This window comes from Shimia sp. MIT1388 (assembly GCF_047124445.1).
Classification (GTDB): domain Bacteria; phylum Pseudomonadota; class Alphaproteobacteria; order Rhodobacterales; family Rhodobacteraceae; genus Shimia.
In genome coordinates, this window is record NZ_CP138921.1 from 3775029 (window position 1) to 3794501 (window position 19473).

Here is a 19473-nt window from a genome sequence, read left to right on the forward strand (position 1 = left end):
TATGAACGATCCTATCGGTGATATGCTGACCCGTATCCGTAACGGCCAAATGCGTGGCAAGTCCGTGGTATCCACCCCGGCGTCCAAGCTGCGTGGTTGGGTTCTGGATGTGCTGGCCGACGAAGGCTACATCCGCGGTTACGAAGCGTCTGAAGAGAACGGCCACCCGGCGTTCGAAATCAGCCTGAAGTACTACGAAGGCACCCCTGTTATTCGCGAACTGAAGCGGGTCTCCAAGCCTGGTCGTCGCGTATACATGGGCGCAGATGACATCCCAACCGTCCGTCAGGGCCTGGGTGTGTCGATTGTCTCCACCTCTAAAGGTGTGATGTCGGATGCAGCGGCTCGTTCCAACAATGTTGGTGGCGAAGTCATCTGCACGGTCTTCTAAGGAGAGCTAGATGTCTCGTATTGGTAAAAAACCGGTCGAGCTGCCCAGCGGCGTAACTGCCTCTGTCTCCGGCCAGACCATCGAAATCAAAGGCCCGAAGGACACTCAGTCTTTCACCGCTACTGACGACGTGACCCTTTCCGTTGAAGAGAACAAAGTTGTTGTTACTCCTCGCGGCAAGTCCAAGCGCGCCCGTCAGCAGTGGGGCATGTCCCGCACCATCGTTGCCAACATGGTAACCGGTGTGACTGCAGGCTTCAAAAAAGAGCTCGAGATCAACGGTGTTGGTTATCGTGCGCAGATGCAGGGTACCACTCTGAAGCTGTCGCTCGGTCTCTCTCACGAAGTGAACTTCGAAGTGCCAGCGGGTATCACCGTGACCACACCGAAGAACACCCAGATCATCGTGGAAGGTACTGACAGCCAGCTGGTTGGCCAGGTTGCGGCAAACATCCGCGAATGGCGTAAACCAGAGCCTTATAAAGGCAAGGGTATCAAGTACGTGGACGAATATATCTTCCGTAAGGAAGGTAAGAAGAAGTAAGGACCAGACAGATGGCAAACAGCAAACGGGAACTGTTCCTCAAGCGCCGCCTGCGCGTCCGGAACAAACTTCGCAAGGTCAATGGCGATCGCAAAATGCGCCTGTCCGTGCACCGCAGCAACAAGAACATCAGCGTTCAGCTGATCGACGACCGTGCTGGCGTGACCGTGGCATCCGCATCCACCCTGGAAAAAGATCTGGGTCTGGTTGGCAAAAACAACATCGAAGCAGCAACCAAGGTTGGTGCGGCGATTGCCGAGCGTGCGAACAAAGCTGGCGTGACCGAAGCGTATTTCGACCGCGGTGGCTTCCTCTTCCACGGCAAAGTGAAGGCTCTGGCCGACGCTGCGCGTGAAGGTGGCTTGAAAGTCTAAGACTTGAGGGGGACGTTCGCGTCCCCCCGATGATCCGGGAGGTCGCAGACTTGTCTGCGGCTTCACTGGGATCGGAGATAACAGGCGCCAAGCGCCAGTAGATAAAGGAATGCCAAATGGCAGAACGTGAAAACCGCCGGGGCCGTGGTCGCAACCGCGAAGAAGAAACCCCGGAATTCGCCGATCGTCTCGTTGCGATCAACCGTGTTTCCAAGACCACCAAAGGTGGTAAGAACTTTGGCTTCGCAGCTCTGGTTGTTGTTGGTGACCAAAAAGGCCGTGTAGGCTTCGGTAAAGGTAAAGCGAAAGAGGTCCCTGAGGCCATCCGCAAAGCCACCGAGCAAGCCAAGCGTCAGATGATCCGCGTGCCGCTGCGCGAAGGTCGTACCCTGCACCACGACATGGAAGGCCGTCACGGCGCCGGTAAAGTGGTTATGCGCACCGCGCCAGAAGGTACCGGGATCATCGCAGGTGGTCCAATGCGTGCCGTTTTCGAAATGCTCGGCGTCAAAGACGTTGTTTCGAAATCCATCGGTTCCCAGAACCCCTACAACATGATCCGCGCCACCATCGACGGGCTGAAGAAAGAAGCCAGCCCACGTCAGGTTGCGGCTCGCCGTGGCAAGAAAGTTGCTGACATCCTGCGCAAGGATGAAGCACCTGCCGAAGCCGCAGAGTAAGGAGTAACGACCAATGGCAAAAACCATCGTAGTTAAGCAGGTCGGTTCGCCGATCCGTCGTCCTCAAGACCAGCGCGCCACTCTGGTGGGTCTGGGTCTGAACAAGATGAACCGCACCCGTGAGCTGGAAGATACCCCAGCGATTCGTGGGATGATCCGCAAGGTTTCCCACATGGTGGAGATCATCGAAGAGCGCGACTAAGCCTTTTTGATCGACAAAATAGAAAACGCCCTCGGATTTCCGGGGGCGTTTTTGTTTGCATTTTCGTGAGTTTGTTTAGGCTTTGGTAACGGTGCCAGGACCGACGTGAGGGGCGGGGCTAAATCTTGGGGGGGATGGCCCAAAGTCCCCCAAAATCTATCATTCCGAATTCGAATGATTAACATCGCTTCCATCGATATTCGCAAAGTGCATATCTGGGATGCTTTCTTGTGCCTACCACGCCGAAAACTTCAGCACTAAATGGACCGTATGAACAGATAATGCGCGTCAAGCCGAAGTGGCGCATCGGCACTTGAAGGATAAACTCATGCAACATGCTCCATCTCTGCACATCGAAGCCGTAGACATCGTAGGCCGTTTCACCCGTCTGGTTGAGAACTGGCTGCTGACCCGTAAGCGCGACGCGTCTTACGCCAAGACTGTCAAAGAGCTGAACAAGCTGACCAACCGCGAACTGGCTGACATTGGCCTGAACCGCGGTGACATCGAAGATGTGGCGCGTAAAGGCGCTCTGGCCCTGTAAGATACAGGACAACCAGACACTCCCCAAAAGCCTCGGAGATTGCTCCGGGGCTTTTTTGCGTTTGGCTGGAATTCGCAAAACCTTGTCCTAGATGCATAGGAGATAGTCGCTTGCCTTTGTTGAAAGGGGCGCGGCGGAGACCTTTATCTGTGAGGTAACACAGACCCACATATGACTGACACACAACCGCGCTATCCGAAGGTGGATCGGCGCCCCAAGGAGGACTTGTCTGATGGCCTATTTGAACACACCACACTCGCGCAGCATTGGTATGGGCGCCCGCATCTATGATGCCTGGTCCACCTATCGCGCGGAGCACCGGCAAAACGCGCTGTACCGCGAAACCACGCGGCAGTTGGGCGGGTTGAGCGACCGGCAACTGGACGACATTGGCGTGTCACGCCACGACATCGAAAAGCTGGCGCGGGACCAGACGATTTCACGCTAAAGGTTCCCAAGTTTGAAAACGGAAAGCCTCGGCATCTGCCGGGGCTTTTGGGTTTCTGAGAGGTAAAGAGCCATGACAAAGATGCATATCGGACAGATCAATCTGGCAATTGTTGGCGCTAACGGTCGGGCCTATGTTGAGGCCACCAGAAGGTAAAACAGAAAATCGCTGAAAAATACGTTTCGGCACAGATAGATAAGGAGCCACCATCATGGCATTTGTTCAAACCGCTCAGACCGCCCGCATCGATCTTTTTGCAACCCTGCGTGCGTCCATTGAAGAGTATAAAGCAGCCCGCGTGCTGCGTCAGAAATACAAAACCACCGTTCGGGAATTGGCCCGCATGAGTGATCGCGAGTTGGCCGATATTGGCGTTAACCGCTACGACATCAAAGGCATCGCCAAAGCCCACGTCTACGGCTGAGCGACCCAAAACATCGATTGTAACGCCCCTGCCTGATCCGCAGGGGCGTTTTGTTTTGTCAGCTGGCCTGCGGCATCGCAGTATTGGGGGCTGTGACCAACGTTTCCAAACCGGTCAGGTTGCCGTTCAGCACTTTGCGCAGTTGCGGCTTCATTAGCGTTGCGCCCATGAGCCAGCCAAGCGGGCCAAACTTTGGCTGATAGTCGATGCACCAATAGACGTGGGTTTTGCCGTCGCTAGTTGGGGTGAGGCGAATCTCGGCCTGCGCGGTCTTGAAGGGGATCTTGCCCATGTCCAGCATCGCCGCACGGTAGCCGCGGCCTTCGTTCCAGGTGATGGCTTCTTCCACCAGTGAGGTGCCGTTTGGAAAATGGCAGCGGCGTTTGGCGCCAAGACCAGTGCTGTTTTCCGACAGAACGTCTACTTTCACAACCTCCGGCGCAATGACATCAATGGCCATATAGTCGGCGAGCGCTGCCCAGACAGTGGCTGGGTCAGCGGAGATGGTGCGGGTGCTTTCAACGTGCAACATGTGGCGGTCTCTTTCAGACAAAGTGAATGTGTTGCGACCTGTCTAATGTTGCCCTGCTGACAGCGTTATGTCAGCAGTGTGTCAGCAGGAGTGAAAAATGCGTCGCACAGAACGGCTTTTCCAGATTATCCAAGTATTGCGGGCCGCCCGCGCACCGGTGACGGGGCGGGAGTTGGCTGTCGAATTGGAAGTCTCGCTGCGCACCCTCTATCGCGACATGGCGGAGTTGATCGCGCAGCGGGTGCCCATCACAGGCGAGGCCGGTATGGGCTATGTGCTGGATGAGGGCTATGACATGCCACCGCTGATGCTGACCGCAGATGAGTTGGAAGCGGCCGTTTTGGGGGCCGGCATGGTTGCGGGGCAGGCCGATCCGACCTTGGCGCGTGCGGCGCGAGATCTGGTCGCCAAGCTGACCGAGTCGATCCCGGAAGAACTGCGGCCCGTGGTGTTAGATGCCAGTTCGCGCGCGATTGTCGCCAGAGGACCAAAAGCAGAGCAGTTTGACGGGGCGCGTCTGCGGGTTGCCATTCGGGAGCGTTTCAAGGTGCGGCTGAGCTATCGGGATGGCGAAGGCCGAGAGAGCCAACGCGTGATCTGGCCGCTGCTGATCGCTTACTTTGTGGGCGAGCGCTACATCGTGGCCTGGTGTGAGACACGGCAGGACTATCGGCACTTCCGTACAGACCGGATTGCGACGCTGGATGTGCTGAATGAGGGGTATCCGGGGCGGCGGGCGTCGTTGATTGCCGGGTGGGACGAGGTGATGGCGAAGCGGAAAGCGGCGTCCTGAGCAGTTTCCTTTTGGGCCCTAGATCCTTGCGACAACTGCTCACAATATCCAGAAATTCAGGTAAAAAGACCGCATCACTTTGTTATGTCTGTTTGTAGGACACGCAGCCACATCTAGACATTCATAAGGAGCGCTTTTGGTGCTGGATCTCACATCGTTTCGACGCGACCTACACAGCTACCCTGAGACGGGATTTGATCTGGAGCGCACGCCGCGCTTGATTGCTGACGTTTTGGCAAATGCGGGACTTGAAGTTGTGCGTGGCGTTGGGCAGTGCGGTATTGTCGCCACCCTGCGACGTGGCCCGGATGAAACGGCCATTGGTTTGCGCGCCGATATGGATGCGCTGCCCATTCAGGAAGCCAATGGCTTCTCTTATCGTTCGACGCGGGACGGACTTTTTCATGGCTGCGGGCATGACGGGCACAGCACAATGCTGCTCGGCGCGGCGCTCAAGCTGGCGAAGGATCAGACGCTAAAGCGGACCGTGCACTTTATTTTTCAACCGGATGAGGAAAACGGCAACGGCGCCGCGGCAATGATTGCCGACGGATTGTTTGAGCGGTTTCCCATGGCGGCGATATATGGTCTGCACAACATGCCAGGTATGGCGCTCGGGCATTTTGCCACGCAGTCTGGTCCGTTTTGTGCGTTTGAAGATAACTTTGAGATCATGATTGAGGGGCAGGGCGGGCATGCGTCAATGCCGGAGAAAGGCGTTGATCCGATCGTGGTTGGCTCGGCCATTGTGATGCAGTTGCAGTCCATCATCTCGCGCAATGTGCCGCCACGTGAGCATGCGGTTGTTTCGGTCACAGAGTTTGTGACCGATGGCGCGCGCAATATTCTGCCCAGCAATGTGACGTTGCGTGGCGATTGCCGGGGGTTTTCGCAGGAGGTGTCCCAAACCCTTGAGAGCCGAATGCGTTCCGTCGTGGAAGGGGTTTGTACTGCTCAGGGTGCAAAGGGGCAGATTTCTTATTCGACCTCTTTCCGTCCCTTGGTGAATGAAGATCGTGCCACTGACACTATTGCTGCGGCGGCGGGTGACGTCGGGACGGTTGACGCAACTTATGGACGGGTTGGGTTTTCCGAGGACTTCGCGGAGTTTTTGGTTCACAGACCTGGGGCCTTCATTTTGATGGGCAATGGGCTCGGGGGGAACAATGCCATGCCACTGCACAATCCGTCGTATGATTTTAATGATGACGCCATTGCGCATGGAGTTGCGTTTTGGGTGCGGCTCGCACATCAAAACCTATAGGGTCGAAGATGAGGGTGCGGGCCATCTTCCACATTGCAAACCCTCCCCTGAGGGTCTATACGCCCCCGGTGGCGTTCTGCGCGCCATAGAATCAAAATCAAGAAAAGCCGTGTTTGGCCCGATACGCTTCGTGGGTCAGTTCCGGCAAGGAGAAGCGATATGAAACTGCACGAACTGCGCGACAATCCTGGCGCAACTAAGAAACGCATGCGCGTTGGCCGTGGCCCCGGTTCCGGAAAAGGTAAAATGGGTGGCCGTGGTATCAAAGGTCAGAAATCCCGTTCGGGTGTTGCGATCAACGGCTACGAAGGTGGCCAAATGCCATTGTACCAGCGTCTGCCTAAGCGCGGCTTCAACAAGCCAAACCGCAAGGCATATGCTGTTGTAAACCTGGGCCTGATTCAGAAATTCGTCGACGAGAAGAAGCTGGACGCCTCTGCCGCGATCACCGAAGAAGCCCTGGTTGCTTCCGGTCTGGTGCGCCGCGTTAAAGACGGCATCCGTGTTCTGGCAAAAGGCGAAGTTTCCGCCAAGCTGAACATCGAAGTGACCGGCGCCTCTAAAGCAGCTATTGAAGCTGTCGAAAAAGCGGGCGGCTCTCTGACGGTCAAAACCGCGCCAGCGGCTGAATAAGAGGTTGTGAGCGGGCACAGACCCGCTTACATAATCTTCCAAGTTTTCCTAACGCCGCCAAACCGGGAAACGGTTCTGGCGGCGTTTCCAGTCTAAGAGAGATCCTAAATGGTATCTGCAGCAGAGCAAATGGCGGCCAACACCAGCTGGGCCGCGCTTGGAAAAGCCACCGATCTGCGCAATCGCATCCTGTTCACACTGGCATTGCTGATTGTGTATCGTCTTGGCACATGGATTCCGGTGCCGGGCATCGACGGCGTTGCCCTCCGTGAATTTATGGAAGAGGCGGGCGCGGGCATTGGCGGCATCCTGTCCATGTTCACCGGCGGCGCGCTGGGACGCATGGGGATCTTTGCTCTGGGCATCATGCCATATATCTCGGCCAGCATTATTGTGCAGCTTCTGGGCTCGATGGTTCCTGCGTTGGAGCAGCTCAAGAAAGAAGGCGAGCAAGGCCGCAAGAAAATGAACCAATACACCCGCTACGGCACGGTGGCATTGGCAACGCTGCAGGCATACGGCCTCGCGGTCAGCCTGGAGGCCGGTGAGCTGGTCACCGATCCGGGTATGTTCTTCCGCTTCAGCTGCCTTGTGACGCTGGTTGGCGGCACCATGTTCCTGATGTGGCTTGGTGAGCAGATCACCGCACGCGGCATCGGCAACGGCATCTCCCTGATCATCTTTGTGGGCATCGTGGCCGAACTGCCAGCGGCTCTGGCACAGTTCTTTGTGTCTGGCCGCACCGGTGCGATCAGCGAAGCGGTGATTGTGGCTGTGATCTTCATGGTCATCGCAACCATCGCCTTTGTGGTCTTCATGGAGCGGGCGCTGCGTAAGATCCACATCCAGTATCCGCGTCGTCAGGTGGGCATGAAAGTCTATGACGGTGGCTCCTCTCACCTGCCGGTGAAAGTGAACCCAGCGGGCGTGATCCCGGCAATTTTCGCCAGCTCCCTGCTGCTGCTGCCAACCACCATTGCGACCTTCTCCGGTAGCCAAACCGGCCCAATCATGTCGACCCTGCTGGCCTACTTTGGCCCAGGACAGCCGCTCTATCTGCTGTTCTTCGTGTCCATGATTGTGTTCTTTGCCTACTTCTACACCTTCAACGTCAGCTTCAAACCTGACGATGTGGCCGACAACCTGAAGAACCAGAACGGCTTTGTGCCGGGCATCCGCCCGGGCAAGCGCACCGCAGAATACCTTGAGTATGTGGTCAACCGTATCTTGGTTCTGGGTTCTGCATACCTTGCGGCAGTGTGTCTCCTTCCGGAGATCCTGCGTGGACAATTTGCGATCCCGTTCTACTTTGGCGGCACCTCGGTTCTGATTGTGGTTTCCGTGACCATGGACACCATCCAGCAAGTTCAGAACCATCTGCTGGCGCACCAGTACGAAGGGCTTATTGAAAAGTCCCAGCTGTCTGGTAAAGGCCGGAACAAACGCAAACGCAAAGGACCTGCTCGTCGATGAATATTATTCTGCTTGGCCCGCCCGGTGCCGGTAAAGGAACCCAGGCTGGCCGTCTCGTAGAGAAGCGCGACATGATCCAGCTTTCTACGGGCGACATGCTGCGCGCCGCCAAAACCTCCGGCACGGAGATGGGCAAGAAGGTTGCCGAGGTCATGGACCGTGGTGAGCTGGTCACCGACGAGATCGTGATTGGCCTGATCCGCGAGCAGCTGGAAGGCGACAAAAAGGGCGGCTTCATCTTTGACGGCTTCCCACGCACGCTGGCGCAGGCTGATGCGCTGGCCGAGCTGCTGGAAGACTGCGGCGAGAAGTTGGACGCCGTGATCGAGATGCAGGTGAATGATGAGGTTCTGGTAGAGCGCATCATCAACCGCGCCAAGGAAGCAGTTGCCAACGGTGGTGAAGCCCGTGCGGACGACAATGCGGAAAGCCTGAAAGTGCGCTTGATGGCGTACTACAAGCAGACCGCGCCGTTGATCGGCTACTACCACGCCAAAGGCAACCTGACCTCGATTGACGGTCTGGCGTCGATGGATGAGGTTGAGGCCTCTGTGGCAGGTGTGTTGGGTTAAGCCCAGCCTACATTAGAGACACAAAAAGCCCCGCATCATCAGATGCGGGGCTTTTGTTTGACCAATAGGTCCCCTGTGACTTGCCTTATCAGAACAGGAAGTCGGATGCGTCCAGATCGGAGGCAGAGAACCCTGTCAGCTGGATCGTATTGGCGCCGGATCCGATGTAGGTATTGCCCGCAATCTCGATATAGAAGACGTCAGAGAAGCTGTTGAAGCTCGAGTGGCCCCGGAAATTGATGAGATCGCCATTTTCAAAATCGGTGATCACGTCCGTGCCATGATTGTCGACAAAGACAAAGACGTCCTGACCGCTACTGCCGATCATGGTGTCGTCGCCGGTTCCGCCATTCAGCGTATCATTGCCGCGCCCACCGCTGAGACGGTCATCGTGGTTGCCGCCAAGCAGCTTGTCGTGACCGTCGCCCCCAATCAGGGTGTCGTGTCCGTTTTGGCCAAACAGTTGGTCGCTGCCGGAACCGCCGGACAGCAGATCATAGCCGTTTCCGCCCAAAAGCCAATCCTGGCCAGAGCCGCCAAACAGTTTGTCGTTGCCGCCTTCGCCCCGCAGGGAGTCGTTGCTGTTGCCGCCGCTGAGCGTGTTGCCACGATGGTCGCCCACGAGAACGTCACTGTGGTTGGAGCCTCTCACATCCTCGATCGCGCTGAGGACGTCGCCGGTGGCGTGGCCGCCGGATGCGGTCTTGGCAGTGAGGTTGATGGTCACACCCGCGTCGGATTGCGAATAACTGACCAGATCAAACCCGGAGCCGCCGACAAGAATGTCCAGCCCGTCACCGCCCTGTAGGATGTCATTGCCGCGGCCCCCAATAAGCACATCGGAACCGTCGCCACCTGAGAGGTAGTCGTTGCCGATCCGGCCAGACAGCACGTCGTCACCATTGCCGCCGATAAGCTGGTCGTCGCCCTCCCGTCCAATCAGATCGTCATTGCCATTGAGCCCGACAATACGGTCATCTTCCGAAGTACCGACCAACGCATCATTGCTTGCACCAACCTCGACCGAGGTGATGCGATGGCCGCTATAGGCTGTCACCAGCAGGAAGTGACGCGAGCCCATTTGTACGTGCTCCACATCGAACGCGCCGTTTAACAGGCCAAGGTCCTGAACCTGGGTGACCAGCTCTATGTTGCCGGAGTTGTCCAGAGTGAAGATATTCAGGGAGTCACTGAACTCGCTGGCCGCGACAATGTAGGAGACGCCGGCAATCTGAATGATTTCCGGGCGATCAAGGTTGGATAGGCCGTTGATGGAGCCAAAGTTGTAGGTTGAAAGCAAGCTTGGGCTTCCGGTTCCATCGAGTTGGTACACGTAGAAGCGGTCGTTTGAAAAGTCCGAGGCAATCAGGACGTTTTGACCGTTGAACGTGCCAGCTACGAGGCCTGCCAGTGCCACGCTGCCAGCATAGACGCTGGTAACAAAGGCCAATTGTCCGGTGTTGGAAATCTCGAAGACCGAGATACCGTCTTCGTCATAGGACGACGCGTACAGGAATGTTTTTCCGCCAATGCTGTGAATCGAGATGTCTTGAACGGCGCCGAGTCGAAAGTTCACATTTCCGGTGTCGACTTCGGTATCAACCAGGGTCAATGCCCCCGTACCGTCGATCTGATAGATCGAGACAGCATCGGAATAATAGGCTGAAACAGCAACAAAGGCGCCGTTTGGGGTGGTGAACGTCTCGGCGTTGTTTGCCCAGTCAAGGCTGTTACCACCTCCGTTTGTGATGGTGTCACCCAGTACCAATTGCCCTTCATTCGGGCCGGAGCCGGTGATGCGCAAAGTTGTGAGGCTATCGTCATTTGCACTTGGAATAACCAGAAATTGATTGCCGCCAACCGTCACAACATCAATGTGTCGCGGGTTATTTAGTAGCGTGCTGCTGGTGTCGGCAAAGGTACCAACTGCCGTTAAGCTGCCGTCATCTCCCAAAGTGAGGATCTGAATGCCGTCGTCACCGGCGGATGACACGTACACATAGGTTGTGCCGTTGACCACCGTGCTCACAACGCTGAGCGCTCCGTAGAGTTCCGGGGAGGTTGCAAAATCTACAACGGAATCCCGAATAACTAGATCGCCAATAATGTTCATCAAAAAACTCCTACCAAACAAGCAATCCATGAATTTGATTGCTACGCGGTCAACTTGCCATTGCGCTGTGATGCAATCAAGAAAATTGGAGGAAAATTAGCGTTGAGTTGGCAACGGTGGGTTGTTCGAACTTTGGGCGGATCTGGCCTAAAGACGCGGAAGCATTTGAGCGGTGGGGCGCTACCCACATTTCTGCGAAGCACCCCGGAACCGGAGCACCACGGGTGTGCTCCGGTTGGTTTATAAGCGCCCAGAGGGCGGAGTGTTGCGGTGTGATCGGTGTCAGAACGACACACGCAGGCCGTAGCTGATCCGGTCGATGTCGAGGCCGTTGGCGTTCACTCGTCCTGTGCCGCCGGCGACTTCGGGCAAGCCGTTGAAATTCACGTCGGTGACTTTGGTGTAGTCGGCAAAGAGCGACACGCGGTCGTTCACCGCATAAAGCGCCCCAACGCCGAGAGAGACACCACCTTCATTGAACCCGGCATCGCGGGTGGGCGGGGCAAAGGTGTAGGAGTTGTGCACGTCAAAATCCAGCTGGGTGTAGCCGACGTGGCCGTAAAGGCTGAACTTCGGGGTGACATTCACCCCGCCGATCAGGCGGGCGCCGTAGCTGGAATTAAGATTGATGTCGGTGCCCAGCACGCCGACGATGTTGCGGGTGCTGGCGTTCTCATGGTTGTAGAAGGCTTCGCCGCCCACAAAGAAATTGTTGTTGGTGAAGTTGTGGTGGTAGCCGAGGGCCAAGCCGACGCTGGCATCCTCCGATTGCACGCGGGAAATGCCAGCGGAGTCCGGCACGGGTAGACCGGAGGTGGCCTCATTGCGTTCTAGCGTATGGCCCAAAGAGGTGAGGCCGATATTGCCACTGACGTAGAAACCTTCAGCCATGGCAGGCGCTGTGGCAAAGGCGGTGAGAGAGATGGCGGCGGCCACCACGGCGGGGATGTGTTTCATTGGTTTCTCCAGAAGTGTCTGTGCGGGGACAACTTCTGCGAGGACACAAGAAATGGGAAATCAACTACAATCACAGCGGCGCGGAGAAAATTGTGAGACGTAACAGGTATTTGAGTTTTGGGTGAGGCGGCGTGAGATTGCAGGTGAATGATGAGGTTGTGGTAGAGCGCATCATCAACCGGGCCAAAGAGGCGGTTGCCAACGGTGGCGAAGCCCGTGCGGACGACAACGCAGAAAGCCTGAAGGTGCGCTTAATGGCGTATTACAAACAGACTTCGCCATTGATCGGGTATTACCACGCCAAAGGCAATCTGACCTCGATTGATGGTCTGGCCTCGATGGATGAGGTTGAGGCCTCCGTGACGAAAGTGTTGGGTTGACTTGACACTCACCTTTTGGATGTATTGAGCGGAGCGCCTTCGGGCGCTCTGTTTTTGTTTGTGGGGGTGGAGCACTATGACACGTAACAAGAACCGGTTCGGTTTGAGCGGTGGCACAGAGTTCAACCTGTATGAGGAGGTTGAACTCCGGAGCGACCATGGCGAATTATTGGCCGGCTCCAGAGGGACGGTGATTGACATCCCACTGGGATCGCAAGGTGCGTGCGTCGCAGAGTTTGTGGACGAGAAAGGAGCGACGATCGCGATCTTAGACCTTGATTCGGGAGATGTACGGTAGTGGCGCGAGTCACACACTTGGAAGGCCTTCAGGGTGTTTTTTCATTTGTACATGATGGGACAGAAGAGATTGTCGGCTGTGGGTTCCAGCGTCTTGTTTTCGGTGCCGGTTGGTTCGCGGGGCGGGGCCGTGTTGAGCAGGCTATTCAAGAGCTTGAACAGGTTGTGGAGACTGGAGACACAGAGCAGGTTTTCGAACTCATGGATGCGCAGGGATCGATAGGGCTTTTTGAACGCCAAGATAGTGCGGCGGGGTGCGAGGCGGTGTTGACCACTCTGAAAGAGCTGAAGCGCGAATGGCCATTTCGGCAAGCAGAACTCCGGCATCGCGTCGTGCGATTTCCAAGGGAAGACCATTAGCTCGCTTTTGGGTTTCGGGTAGCGCTGCGCCAAATTGCACAATCCAAAGTTGTGCCGTATGATTTGCAGGCAGCAAACGGGGGGAGAGCAGGGAAGTGAAAAGCAAAATTTGGGCGGATTCGCCGCAGAAGTTTCCGGGCCAAGAGTGGAGCGACACACCGCTCGCGCATGTCTTGGAACTGCACCCTATGGGCGAGGGCTTTTGGGGGGAGTACGTGGCCAGTGACTATGACGGTGGAGTTGAGGTGCATTTGGTTGAGGAGGAAGAAAGCGCCCCTTTGAAGGTTGAGGAGATTTTCCTCTATGTCACCGAGGACGCCGCGGCCGAAGCATCGGAAGATACGGCTTATTCTAGGTTTCAAGGAGACTTACCTTTTGGTTTGGAACGGGAGTTCGGCACCAGCGAAGTAGAGGCGCTTCTGGGGGAGCCTGTGCATCGACGCAAAGAAATCCCAGACAGTCCTGTTGGTTTTTTGGGGGCGTCTTTGCGGTTCAACTTTGCTGGGGGCGGAGATGTTTCGGTCGAGTTCAAGGACGACGCGATTCATCGCATTGTGATAGGCAGGAAGCGTTTCGATTGAGAGAGTTGTTGTGAAACGTCCCACTGAACAGGAGTACAGTCTTAGTTTGTTTTTGGATCGAGCTTGCGTTGATCTTAGATTTTGCTTGCCGCCGCGCATGGGCCAAGAGCTTTCCATATCCGCGCCGGGCAGTGCGTCAGGGTTTGTCACACAAGTGATGCTGGCGGAGGGACTGTCGACCAAAGATCGCCCGGGTCATTTTGAATCGTTGAAGGCGCTTTTAAATGAATATGTGGTGGATGGTGACTTTGTCGGCAGGTGAAACATGAAGATTGAGCGACAGAAGCGAATAGAGAGGCATGGGATTGACGTCTAGCGTAAGAGAAATCGAGATATCGGTGCAATCGGAGCTATGGCCGTCAGGTCGCGGAACCGGCATTGGTGTTGTAGGCAATAGCATCAGTTCCGTTGCCAAAGAGCTGATGGCTCCAATACTTCGAGAAGTAGACGTCGCCTGCGTTCTTTGTTGGGTGCCTCAAACAGGGCTTGTCTCATTTTGTAGTGAAGATGGTGACCCAAATACCGGCGTTCTCATCGTGGTTGATGAAGGAAGTGACATCTTGAGTGCGGCAAAAGAGTTAGACAATTTCCTTGGGGCAAAATTGAGTTTCAGGTGGGCCGACGGAATTCGAGACAGCGTCTGAGGATAACATCACCCAAAAAGAGCCTTCAACTTCCTTGACACCCCCCTCAATCCCCCCTAAATCACCCCATCTCTTAACGGAGAATCAATTCTTTGCGCGTGGGTCGCACCCATGTTGCAAGACCACCTGATCAGCTGAGGCCCGATCGCTTGCAAGCGTCGGGCTTACGTTGTGAAAAAAGGTTCCGGAGCTACGGAACCGCAACGAAAAGGAAAGTGACACGTGGCACGTATTGCCGGCGTTAACATCCCGACCCACAAACGGGTCCCGATCGCCCTGACTTATATCACTGGTATTGGACCAGCATCCGCCAAAGAAATCTGCGAGAGCGTGAAGATCGACGAAACCCGTCGTATCAACGAGCTGTCTGACGCAGAAGTTCTGGCCATCCGTGAGCACATCGATGCGACCTACACCGTTGAAGGTGACCTGCGTCGTGAAGTGCAGATGAACATCAAACGTCTGATGGACCTGGGCTGCTACCGCGGTCTGCGCCATCGTCGTAACCTCCCGGTGCGCGGACAGCGTACCCACACCAACGCACGTACCCGCAAAGGTCCTGCGAAGCCGATTGCCGGCAAGAAGAAGTAAGGGAGGGTTTGATCAATGGCACGCGATAAGACTCGTACGAAGAAAAAAGAGCGTAAGAACATCGCTTCTGGTGTTGCGCACGTGAACTCTTCGTTCAACAACACCAAGATCCTGATCTCCGACGTTCAGGGCAACGCGATTTCCTGGTCCTCTGCCGGCACCATGGGTTTCAAGGGCTCCCGTAAGTCCACCCCATATGCTGCTCAGATGGCTGCGGAAGATGCAGGCAAAAAAGCACAAGATCACGGCGTGAAAACGCTTGAGGTTGAAGTGCAGGGTCCAGGTTCCGGCCGTGAATCCGCACTGCGCGCTCTGGCTGCTATCGGTTTCAACATCACCTCTATCCGTGATGTAACACCAATCGCACACAACGGCTGCCGCCCACCAAAGCGCCGCCGCGTCTAAGCGACATTTCTACTGGCTGGGGCCGCGTGTTTTGCACGGCCCCAGTTCGTCATTTTGAAACCTCGGGCGTCCGGTTCTTTTGGAACATGGGAACTGGACAAGAATGGAGGGACGCATGATCCACAAGAATTGGGCAGAATTGATCAAGCCTACTCAGCTAGAAGTTAAGCCAGGCAACGACCCTGCGCGCCAAGCCACTGTTGTGGCCGAGCCGCTGGAGCGTGGCTTTGGTCTGACCCTGGGCAACGCGCTGCGCCGCGTTCTGATGAGCTCGCTGCAAGGCGCGGCCATCACCAGCGTTCAGATCGACAACGTGCTGCACGAGTTCTCCAGCGTTGCTGGTGTCCGTGAAGACGTGACCGACATCATCCTGAACCTGAAGGGCGTGTCCCTGCGCATGGAAGTGGAAGGCCCTAAGCGTCTGTCCATCAATGCAAAAGGTCCGGGTGCCGTGACTGCTGGCGACATCAGCGACAGCGCGGGCATTGAAGTTCTGAACAAAGATCACGTGATCTGCCACCTGGATGATGGCGCCGACCTTTATGTCGAGCTGACCGTCAACACCGGCAAAGGCTACGTGTCTGCGGACAAGAACAAGCCAGAAGATGCACCTATTGGTCTGATCCCAATCGATGCGATCTACTCTCCGGTGAAGCGCGTGTCTTATGACGTGCAGCCAACCCGTGAAGGTCAGGTTCTGGACTATGACAAGCTGACCATGAAAATCGACACCGATGGTTCCATCACGCCGGAAGACGCCGTGGCCTTCGCCGCGCGCATCCTGCAGGACCAGCTGTCGATCTTCGTGAACTTCGATGAGCCAGAATCTGCGGGCCGTCAGGAAGAGGACGATGGTCTCGAGTTCAACCCGCTTCTGCTGAAGAAAGTGGACGAGCTGGAACTGTCCGTACGTTCTGCGAACTGCCTGAAGAACGACAACATCGTTTACATCGGCGATCTGATTCAGAAGACCGAAGCAGAGATGCTGCGCACACCGAACTTCGGCCGCAAGTCTCTGAACGAGATCAAAGAAGTGCTGTCCGGCATGGGCCTGCACCTCGGCATGGATGTCGAGGACTGGCCACCAGACAACATCGAAGATCTGGCCAAGAAGTTCGAAGACAACTTCTAAGTCTTGCAAGATTTGAGCGGGTCGCGTAAGTGCCCCGCTCAACCAATGCCCGGACCTGCCGGGGACAATATGGGCCTCCGCCCCAAGGTGAACTGGTGACACGCATCACTGGTCTGACAAAGCAAAACGCGAATTAGGAGAAATCAAATGCGTCATGCTCGTGGCTATCGCCGCCTGAACCGTACTCACGAACACCGTAAAGCCCTGTTTGCCAACATGGCGGGTTCCTTGATCGAACACGAACAGATCAAAACCACCCTGCCAAAGGCAAAAGAACTGCGTCCGATCGTTGAAAAACTGATCACGCTGGCAAAGCGTGGTGACCTGCACGCGCGTCGTCAGGCAGCGGCTCGTCTGAAAGAAGACCAGTATGTTGCAAAACTGTTTGACGTTCTGGGCCCACGCTACGCAGAGCGTAAAGGTGGTTACATCCGCATCATGAAAGCCGGCTTCCGCTATGGTGACATGGCGCCAATGGCGATCATCGAATTTGTGGATCGTGACGTTGATGCAAAAGGCGCGGCCGACAAGGCTCGCGTGGCAGCTGAAGAAGCCGCCGAAGAATAAATCTCCATCTGGATCAACCAGATGCCTGGACCCCTGCTAGAATGGCGGGGGTCTTTTTCGTTTTAGGGTATGCCTGAGACAACCCGTCACGTTTTGGATCCAAAAGCACGGCACTACCTCTGTGAGGAAATCCAAAAGGTGCTGCGATGACGATCTCTTCCCAAACTCCCGTTTTCTTTTGCCATGGCGTGCCGGGCAGCCCGCTGGATGCGGCGCTGTTGGCAACGGAGGACCGTGTGGTGGTAGCGCCAAATCTGTTTGAGTGTGCAGGCAATGCGCCTCTAGAGCATTTGGAGGTCGCGCTTGATACGGCTGTGGCCCAAAATGGCGGGCAGGCACTCCACGTGGTTGGGTTTTCGATTGGGGCTATGGCGGCGTTACGCTTGGCAGCGGCGGGCCCGGAGCGGGTTGCGCGCGTGACAGTGGTGTCGCCAGCAGCGCCATTGCAGCTAGGGGATTTCTTGCCGGACATGGCAGGTGCGCCGGTGTTTAAGTTGGCCATGAAGCGTCCGCGCGTGTTGCGGGTGCTGACGGCAGCGCAGGGTTTGTTGGCGCGCAATGCGCCCGGGGTGTTGATCAAACAGCTGTTTGCCAAATGTGGGGCGCAGGAGCGGGTTTTGTTGGCAGACTCTCAGTTTGTGGCGGCCTTGACCGAGGGCATGCGCAACAGCTTTGTTGCGCATCGAGTTGGATATTTGACGTATCTGGCCGCCTATGTTGCGGACTGGTCTGACGAGTTGCGTAACGTGCAGGCTCCGGTCGAGATTTGGCACGGGGACAAAGACACTTGGGCGCCTTTGGCGATGGCGGAAGCGATCAAGGACATGGTGCCGTCATCTTGTGTGCTTCATGTGGTGCCCGATGGAGAGCACTATTCCACGTTGAAAGCGGTGCAGTTGGGCTAGTGCTCTGAAGGATCGCGAGGCATGGTCGCGCGGTGGCAATTGGAGGGGCGTTGATGGGCTTTGACGTGATTGTGGTGGGCGCTGGCCTGTGGGGCAGTGCCTGTGCGCGGCATCTGGCAGAGATGGGCGCGAAGGTTGCGCTGGTGGGGCCAGCGGAGCCTGAGAATGCCGCTACACATGACGGCGTGTTTGCCAGCCATTACGATCAGGCGCGGATCACGCGGCGGTTGGACGGTAGTCGGGATTGGGCGAGGTTTGCGGATGCTGCGATGCGCCGCTACGCAACCTTGGAAGCGCAAGGCGGACAAAGTTTTTTCTATCAAGTCGGCGCGTTGATGGCGGGGCCAGAATACGGCGCGGGCAGTGACTATATGCGCGACACTGCGGCGGTTGCTGAGGTCGAAGGCATTGCGCATGAGGCGTTGAAAGGCAGGGCTCTGGCAGAGCGGTTTCCGTTCTTTGCCTTCCCGGACGGGATACTTGGGCTGTTTGAAAAAGGTGGCGGCTGGATCAATCCGCGTGCGCATGTGGCGGCAGAGATCGCGAGTGGCATTGCCAAAGGGGTCACCTTGGTGCGCGACGAAGTTGTGCAGGTGCTGGAAGGGTCGGACGGCGTGACTGTTCGATGCGCTGGTGGCGAGGTTTTGCGGGGCGACAAGGTTGTTGTGGCGAGCGGGGCATTTTCCAAGGCTTCGGGACTGTTGCCGGAGCCAGTGCCGCTCAAGGCTTATGCCCGTACGATTGCTTTTGTGGAGATTGATGAGATTGAAGCGAACCGGCTGAAGGACATGCCGTCGGTGGTGTACTTCTTTCCAAATGGAGCTGGGGATTGCTACATCTTGCCGCCAGTGCGCTATCCGGATGGCAAAACTTATCTGAAAATCGGTGGCGATCCGGTGGATGTGGAGCTGACAACGGTGGCCGAGATGAAAGAGTGGTTCCGCAGCGGTGGGGATGCGAAGGCAGTAAGCTATATGGCGGATCAGCTGTTTAAGCTGATGCCCAGTTTGTCCTCTCAAGGCGTGACGTTTGGCAGCTGTGCCACCAGTTTCACGCCGCAAGGCAATCCCCTGATTTATGGCCAGACCGATCGGGTGTTTGCCTTGACCGGTGGCAATGGGGCCGGGGCGAAGTGTGCCGATGAGATCGGGCGGCTGGGGGCGCTTAAGGTGATGGGTCAAGCACTGGAGGGGCAGGGGTACACCACGTCGTTTTTGCCATAACTTTGTGTCTTAGATGTACACTAGGTCGTAGACGTAGGACTTTGGACCTTTGCGGCTGACCCATATGCCTTCGGGCGGGGCCTCTGGAGATTGTGGCGTGAGCAGATCCCAGGGGCGGCCCATGATTTCGTTGCTGTCAAAGTCGGCTGCAACCCAGCCCAAAGTGACGTGATGCACAATCCAATATGGGCCGTCTTCGCGCAGGAAGCCTGTTCGTCCCTTAGCGCCCAATGCGCGGACGAATGTGTAGACCAACCCGTCAAGCTGGCGGCGCAACTCGAAGGCGGTGATTGGTGTGGATTGTTGGTCGTAAGACATGCGGTTAGGGTTCCGAGGTTGGTGCGCTAAGTCAATGGTTTCGGGCGGATGTCTGCCGTCGCAAGCGGCGGAGTGGCTTGCATTATTAAAGGCTGCTGCGCATATGCGTTGCACTGAACAATTGAG

General features: G+C 56.4%; 28 protein-coding genes and 1 pseudogene. 24 read left to right on the plus strand and 5 right to left on the minus strand.

All coding sequences use genetic code 11. The features are described from left to right. Position 1: 1 nt before the first annotated feature. The 8 genes from rpsH (at position 2) to SIB92_RS18580 (ending at position 3607) form a co-directional block, all read left to right on the plus strand. Entirely contained in the window at positions 2 to 391 is a 390-nt protein-coding gene (rpsH, locus tag SIB92_RS18545; RefSeq protein WP_294116163.1) for a 30S ribosomal protein S8, read from the plus strand. Positions 392 to 401: 10 nt separating this feature from the next. Then, positions 402 to 935, plus strand: a complete 534-nt coding sequence (gene rplF, locus SIB92_RS18550; RefSeq protein ID WP_295178099.1) for a 50S ribosomal protein L6 — start codon at positions 402 to 404, stop codon at positions 933 to 935. An 11-nt stretch (positions 936 to 946) separates the two neighbouring features. Then, positions 947 to 1309 (plus strand): 50S ribosomal protein L18, encoded by a 363-nt coding sequence (gene rplR / locus SIB92_RS18555; RefSeq protein WP_294116169.1) that lies wholly within the window; start codon positions 947 to 949, stop codon positions 1307 to 1309. Positions 1310 to 1425: 116 nt separating this feature from the next. Next, positions 1426 to 1989 carry a 30S ribosomal protein S5 gene (gene rpsE, locus SIB92_RS18560; protein WP_093325872.1) on the plus strand — a complete coding sequence of 188 codons (564 nt, stop codon included), beginning with the start codon at positions 1426 to 1428 and terminating at the stop codon, positions 1987 to 1989. 13 nt (positions 1990 to 2002) lie between these two features. After that, entirely contained in the window at positions 2003 to 2191 is a 189-nt protein-coding gene (rpmD, locus tag SIB92_RS18565) for a 50S ribosomal protein L30 (protein ID WP_058238294.1), read from the plus strand. A gap of 328 nt (positions 2192 to 2519) precedes the next feature. Further along, complete coding sequence (locus SIB92_RS18570; protein ID WP_412553422.1) at positions 2520 to 2735, plus strand: DUF1127 domain-containing protein; 216 nt, start codon at positions 2520 to 2522, stop codon at positions 2733 to 2735. Positions 2736 to 2967: 232 nt separating this feature from the next. Continuing rightward, positions 2968 to 3183 (plus strand): DUF1127 domain-containing protein, encoded by a 216-nt coding sequence (locus SIB92_RS18575; protein ID WP_294116179.1) that lies wholly within the window; start codon positions 2968 to 2970, stop codon positions 3181 to 3183. 211 nt (positions 3184 to 3394) lie between these two features. Then, complete coding sequence (locus SIB92_RS18580) at positions 3395 to 3607, plus strand: DUF1127 domain-containing protein (protein WP_412553423.1); 213 nt, start codon at positions 3395 to 3397, stop codon at positions 3605 to 3607. 58 nt (positions 3608 to 3665) lie between these two features. Here SIB92_RS18580 and SIB92_RS18585 read toward each other — a convergent pair whose 3' ends face one another. Next, entirely contained in the window at positions 3666 to 4139 is a 474-nt protein-coding gene (locus SIB92_RS18585) for an SRPBCC family protein (RefSeq protein ID WP_412553424.1), read from the minus strand. Between the two features lie 97 nt (positions 4140 to 4236). On the opposite strand from SIB92_RS18585, the gene SIB92_RS18590 reads away from it, so the two are divergent. The 5 genes from SIB92_RS18590 (at position 4237) to SIB92_RS18610 (ending at position 8874) form a co-directional block, all read left to right on the plus strand. Beyond that, complete coding sequence (locus SIB92_RS18590) at positions 4237 to 4932, plus strand: helix-turn-helix transcriptional regulator (protein ID WP_412553425.1); 696 nt, start codon at positions 4237 to 4239, stop codon at positions 4930 to 4932. A 139-nt stretch (positions 4933 to 5071) separates the two neighbouring features. Then, the gene (locus SIB92_RS18595) at positions 5072 to 6196 is read left to right on the plus strand and encodes an amidohydrolase (protein ID WP_412553426.1); all 1125 of its coding nucleotides are present in this window, start codon (positions 5072 to 5074) and stop codon (positions 6194 to 6196) included. Between the two features lie 159 nt (positions 6197 to 6355). Beyond that, positions 6356 to 6829 (plus strand): 50S ribosomal protein L15, encoded by a 474-nt coding sequence (gene rplO, locus SIB92_RS18600; protein WP_412553427.1) that lies wholly within the window; start codon positions 6356 to 6358, stop codon positions 6827 to 6829. A 108-nt stretch (positions 6830 to 6937) separates the two neighbouring features. After that, positions 6938 to 8302 (plus strand): preprotein translocase subunit SecY, encoded by a 1365-nt coding sequence (secY, locus tag SIB92_RS18605; RefSeq protein ID WP_294116186.1) that lies wholly within the window; start codon positions 6938 to 6940, stop codon positions 8300 to 8302. Next, positions 8299 to 8874: an adenylate kinase gene (locus SIB92_RS18610; RefSeq protein WP_294116188.1), complete on the plus strand. Its 576-nt coding sequence runs from the start codon at positions 8299 to 8301 to the stop codon at positions 8872 to 8874. The genes secY and SIB92_RS18610 overlap by 4 nt, the downstream gene beginning before the upstream one ends. Before the next feature lie 88 nt (positions 8875 to 8962). Here SIB92_RS18610 and SIB92_RS18615 read toward each other — a convergent pair whose 3' ends face one another. Then, positions 8963 to 10987, minus strand: coding sequence for a hypothetical protein (locus tag SIB92_RS18615; protein WP_412553428.1), 2025 nt, complete (start codon positions 10985 to 10987; stop codon positions 8963 to 8965). 282 nt (positions 10988 to 11269) lie between these two features. Then, positions 11270 to 11944 carry an outer membrane protein gene (locus SIB92_RS18620; protein ID WP_412553429.1) on the minus strand — a complete coding sequence of 225 codons (675 nt, stop codon included), beginning with the start codon at positions 11942 to 11944 and terminating at the stop codon, positions 11270 to 11272. A gap of 131 nt (positions 11945 to 12075) precedes the next feature. Here SIB92_RS18620 and SIB92_RS18625 point away from each other — a divergent pair. After that, positions 12076 to 12324 (plus strand): annotated as a pseudogene (locus SIB92_RS18625) (nucleoside monophosphate kinase); the annotation flags it as partial. A 76-nt stretch (positions 12325 to 12400) separates the two neighbouring features. Further along, positions 12401 to 12622 carry a DUF4926 domain-containing protein gene (locus SIB92_RS18630; RefSeq protein WP_412553430.1) on the plus strand — a complete coding sequence of 74 codons (222 nt, stop codon included), beginning with the start codon at positions 12401 to 12403 and terminating at the stop codon, positions 12620 to 12622. Between the two features lie 41 nt (positions 12623 to 12663). On the opposite strand, the gene SIB92_RS18635 is transcribed toward SIB92_RS18630, so the two are convergent. Next, the gene (locus SIB92_RS18635) at positions 12664 to 13014 is read right to left on the minus strand and encodes a hypothetical protein (RefSeq protein ID WP_412553431.1); all 351 of its coding nucleotides are present in this window, start codon (positions 13012 to 13014) and stop codon (positions 12664 to 12666) included. Between the two features lie 62 nt (positions 13015 to 13076). On the opposite strand from SIB92_RS18635, the gene SIB92_RS18640 reads away from it, so the two are divergent. The 9 genes from SIB92_RS18640 to SIB92_RS18680 all read left to right on the plus strand — a co-directional run bounded on the left by SIB92_RS18640 (position 13077) and on the right by SIB92_RS18680 (position 19029). After that, on the plus strand, positions 13077 to 13562 hold the full coding sequence (locus tag SIB92_RS18640) for a hypothetical protein (protein ID WP_412553432.1): 486 nt from the start codon (positions 13077 to 13079) through the stop codon (positions 13560 to 13562). A 97-nt stretch (positions 13563 to 13659) separates the two neighbouring features. Continuing rightward, positions 13660 to 13824 (plus strand): hypothetical protein, encoded by a 165-nt coding sequence (locus SIB92_RS18645; protein ID WP_412553433.1) that lies wholly within the window; start codon positions 13660 to 13662, stop codon positions 13822 to 13824. A gap of 37 nt (positions 13825 to 13861) precedes the next feature. Then, positions 13862 to 14206, plus strand: a complete 345-nt coding sequence (locus tag SIB92_RS18650) for a hypothetical protein (RefSeq protein WP_412553434.1) — start codon at positions 13862 to 13864, stop codon at positions 14204 to 14206. A gap of 222 nt (positions 14207 to 14428) precedes the next feature. After that, entirely contained in the window at positions 14429 to 14797 is a 369-nt protein-coding gene (rpsM, locus tag SIB92_RS18655; RefSeq protein ID WP_294116191.1) for a 30S ribosomal protein S13, read from the plus strand. A gap of 15 nt (positions 14798 to 14812) precedes the next feature. Beyond that, positions 14813 to 15202 (plus strand): 30S ribosomal protein S11, encoded by a 390-nt coding sequence (gene rpsK, locus SIB92_RS18660; RefSeq protein ID WP_093325885.1) that lies wholly within the window; start codon positions 14813 to 14815, stop codon positions 15200 to 15202. A 115-nt stretch (positions 15203 to 15317) separates the two neighbouring features. Further along, a complete protein-coding gene (locus SIB92_RS18665) occupies positions 15318 to 16334 on the plus strand; it encodes a DNA-directed RNA polymerase subunit alpha (RefSeq protein WP_294116193.1) in 1017 nt (338 codons plus the stop codon). A gap of 147 nt (positions 16335 to 16481) precedes the next feature. Further along, on the plus strand, positions 16482 to 16901 hold the full coding sequence (rplQ, locus tag SIB92_RS18670) for a 50S ribosomal protein L17 (protein WP_209064880.1): 420 nt from the start codon (positions 16482 to 16484) through the stop codon (positions 16899 to 16901). Between the two features lie 146 nt (positions 16902 to 17047). Next, positions 17048 to 17806, plus strand: a complete 759-nt coding sequence (locus tag SIB92_RS18675; RefSeq protein WP_412553435.1) for an alpha/beta fold hydrolase — start codon at positions 17048 to 17050, stop codon at positions 17804 to 17806. Positions 17807 to 17859: 53 nt separating this feature from the next. Further along, positions 17860 to 19029: an NAD(P)/FAD-dependent oxidoreductase gene (locus tag SIB92_RS18680; RefSeq protein WP_412553436.1), complete on the plus strand. Its 1170-nt coding sequence runs from the start codon at positions 17860 to 17862 to the stop codon at positions 19027 to 19029. A 9-nt stretch (positions 19030 to 19038) separates the two neighbouring features. Here the strand turns inward: SIB92_RS18680 and SIB92_RS18685 are convergent, their stop codons facing one another. Beyond that, on the minus strand, positions 19039 to 19347 hold the full coding sequence (locus SIB92_RS18685; protein ID WP_412553437.1) for a hypothetical protein: 309 nt from the start codon (positions 19345 to 19347) through the stop codon (positions 19039 to 19041). Between the last annotated feature and the right edge of the window lie 126 nt (positions 19348 to 19473).

What these genes read in the sequence shown, in the direction of transcription:
- SIB92_RS18675 (WP_412553435.1), top strand. Translation starts at nt 17,048, where the DNA reads ATGACGATCTCTTCCCAAACTCCCGTTTTCTTTTGCCATGGCGTGCCG.
- SIB92_RS18650 (WP_412553434.1), top strand. Translation starts at nt 13,862, where the DNA reads ATGGGATTGACGTCTAGCGTAAGAGAAATCGAGATATCGGTGCAATCG.
- SIB92_RS18615 (WP_412553428.1), bottom strand. Translation starts at nt 10,987, where the DNA reads ATGAACATTATTGGCGATCTAGTTATTCGGGATTCCGTTGTAGATTTT.
- rplF (WP_295178099.1), top strand. Translation starts at nt 402, where the DNA reads ATGTCTCGTATTGGTAAAAAACCGGTCGAGCTGCCCAGCGGCGTAACT.
- SIB92_RS18585 (WP_412553424.1), bottom strand. Translation starts at nt 4,139, where the DNA reads ATGTTGCACGTTGAAAGCACCCGCACCATCTCCGCTGACCCAGCCACT.
- rplO (WP_412553427.1), top strand. Translation starts at nt 6,356, where the DNA reads ATGAAACTGCACGAACTGCGCGACAATCCTGGCGCAACTAAGAAACGC.
- rpsK (WP_093325885.1), top strand. Translation starts at nt 14,813, where the DNA reads ATGGCACGCGATAAGACTCGTACGAAGAAAAAAGAGCGTAAGAACATC.
- SIB92_RS18680 (WP_412553436.1), top strand. Translation starts at nt 17,860, where the DNA reads ATGGGCTTTGACGTGATTGTGGTGGGCGCTGGCCTGTGGGGCAGTGCC.
- rplR (WP_294116169.1), top strand. Translation starts at nt 947, where the DNA reads ATGGCAAACAGCAAACGGGAACTGTTCCTCAAGCGCCGCCTGCGCGTC.
- SIB92_RS18620 (WP_412553429.1), bottom strand. Translation starts at nt 11,944, where the DNA reads ATGAAACACATCCCCGCCGTGGTGGCCGCCGCCATCTCTCTCACCGCC.
- secY (WP_294116186.1), top strand. Translation starts at nt 6,938, where the DNA reads ATGGTATCTGCAGCAGAGCAAATGGCGGCCAACACCAGCTGGGCCGCG.
- SIB92_RS18665 (WP_294116193.1), top strand. Translation starts at nt 15,318, where the DNA reads ATGATCCACAAGAATTGGGCAGAATTGATCAAGCCTACTCAGCTAGAA.
- SIB92_RS18645 (WP_412553433.1), top strand. Translation starts at nt 13,660, where the DNA reads ATGGGCCAAGAGCTTTCCATATCCGCGCCGGGCAGTGCGTCAGGGTTT.
- rpsH (WP_294116163.1), top strand. Translation starts at nt 2, where the DNA reads ATGAACGATCCTATCGGTGATATGCTGACCCGTATCCGTAACGGCCAA.
- SIB92_RS18630 (WP_412553430.1), top strand. Translation starts at nt 12,401, where the DNA reads ATGACACGTAACAAGAACCGGTTCGGTTTGAGCGGTGGCACAGAGTTC.
- rpsE (WP_093325872.1), top strand. Translation starts at nt 1,426, where the DNA reads ATGGCAGAACGTGAAAACCGCCGGGGCCGTGGTCGCAACCGCGAAGAA.
- rplQ (WP_209064880.1), top strand. Translation starts at nt 16,482, where the DNA reads ATGCGTCATGCTCGTGGCTATCGCCGCCTGAACCGTACTCACGAACAC.
- SIB92_RS18610 (WP_294116188.1), top strand. Translation starts at nt 8,299, where the DNA reads ATGAATATTATTCTGCTTGGCCCGCCCGGTGCCGGTAAAGGAACCCAG.
- rpmD (WP_058238294.1), top strand. Translation starts at nt 2,003, where the DNA reads ATGGCAAAAACCATCGTAGTTAAGCAGGTCGGTTCGCCGATCCGTCGT.
- SIB92_RS18590 (WP_412553425.1), top strand. Translation starts at nt 4,237, where the DNA reads ATGCGTCGCACAGAACGGCTTTTCCAGATTATCCAAGTATTGCGGGCC.
- SIB92_RS18575 (WP_294116179.1), top strand. Translation starts at nt 2,968, where the DNA reads ATGGCCTATTTGAACACACCACACTCGCGCAGCATTGGTATGGGCGCC.
- SIB92_RS18570 (WP_412553422.1), top strand. Translation starts at nt 2,520, where the DNA reads ATGCAACATGCTCCATCTCTGCACATCGAAGCCGTAGACATCGTAGGC.
- SIB92_RS18685 (WP_412553437.1), bottom strand. Translation starts at nt 19,347, where the DNA reads ATGTCTTACGACCAACAATCCACACCAATCACCGCCTTCGAGTTGCGC.
- SIB92_RS18580 (WP_412553423.1), top strand. Translation starts at nt 3,395, where the DNA reads ATGGCATTTGTTCAAACCGCTCAGACCGCCCGCATCGATCTTTTTGCA.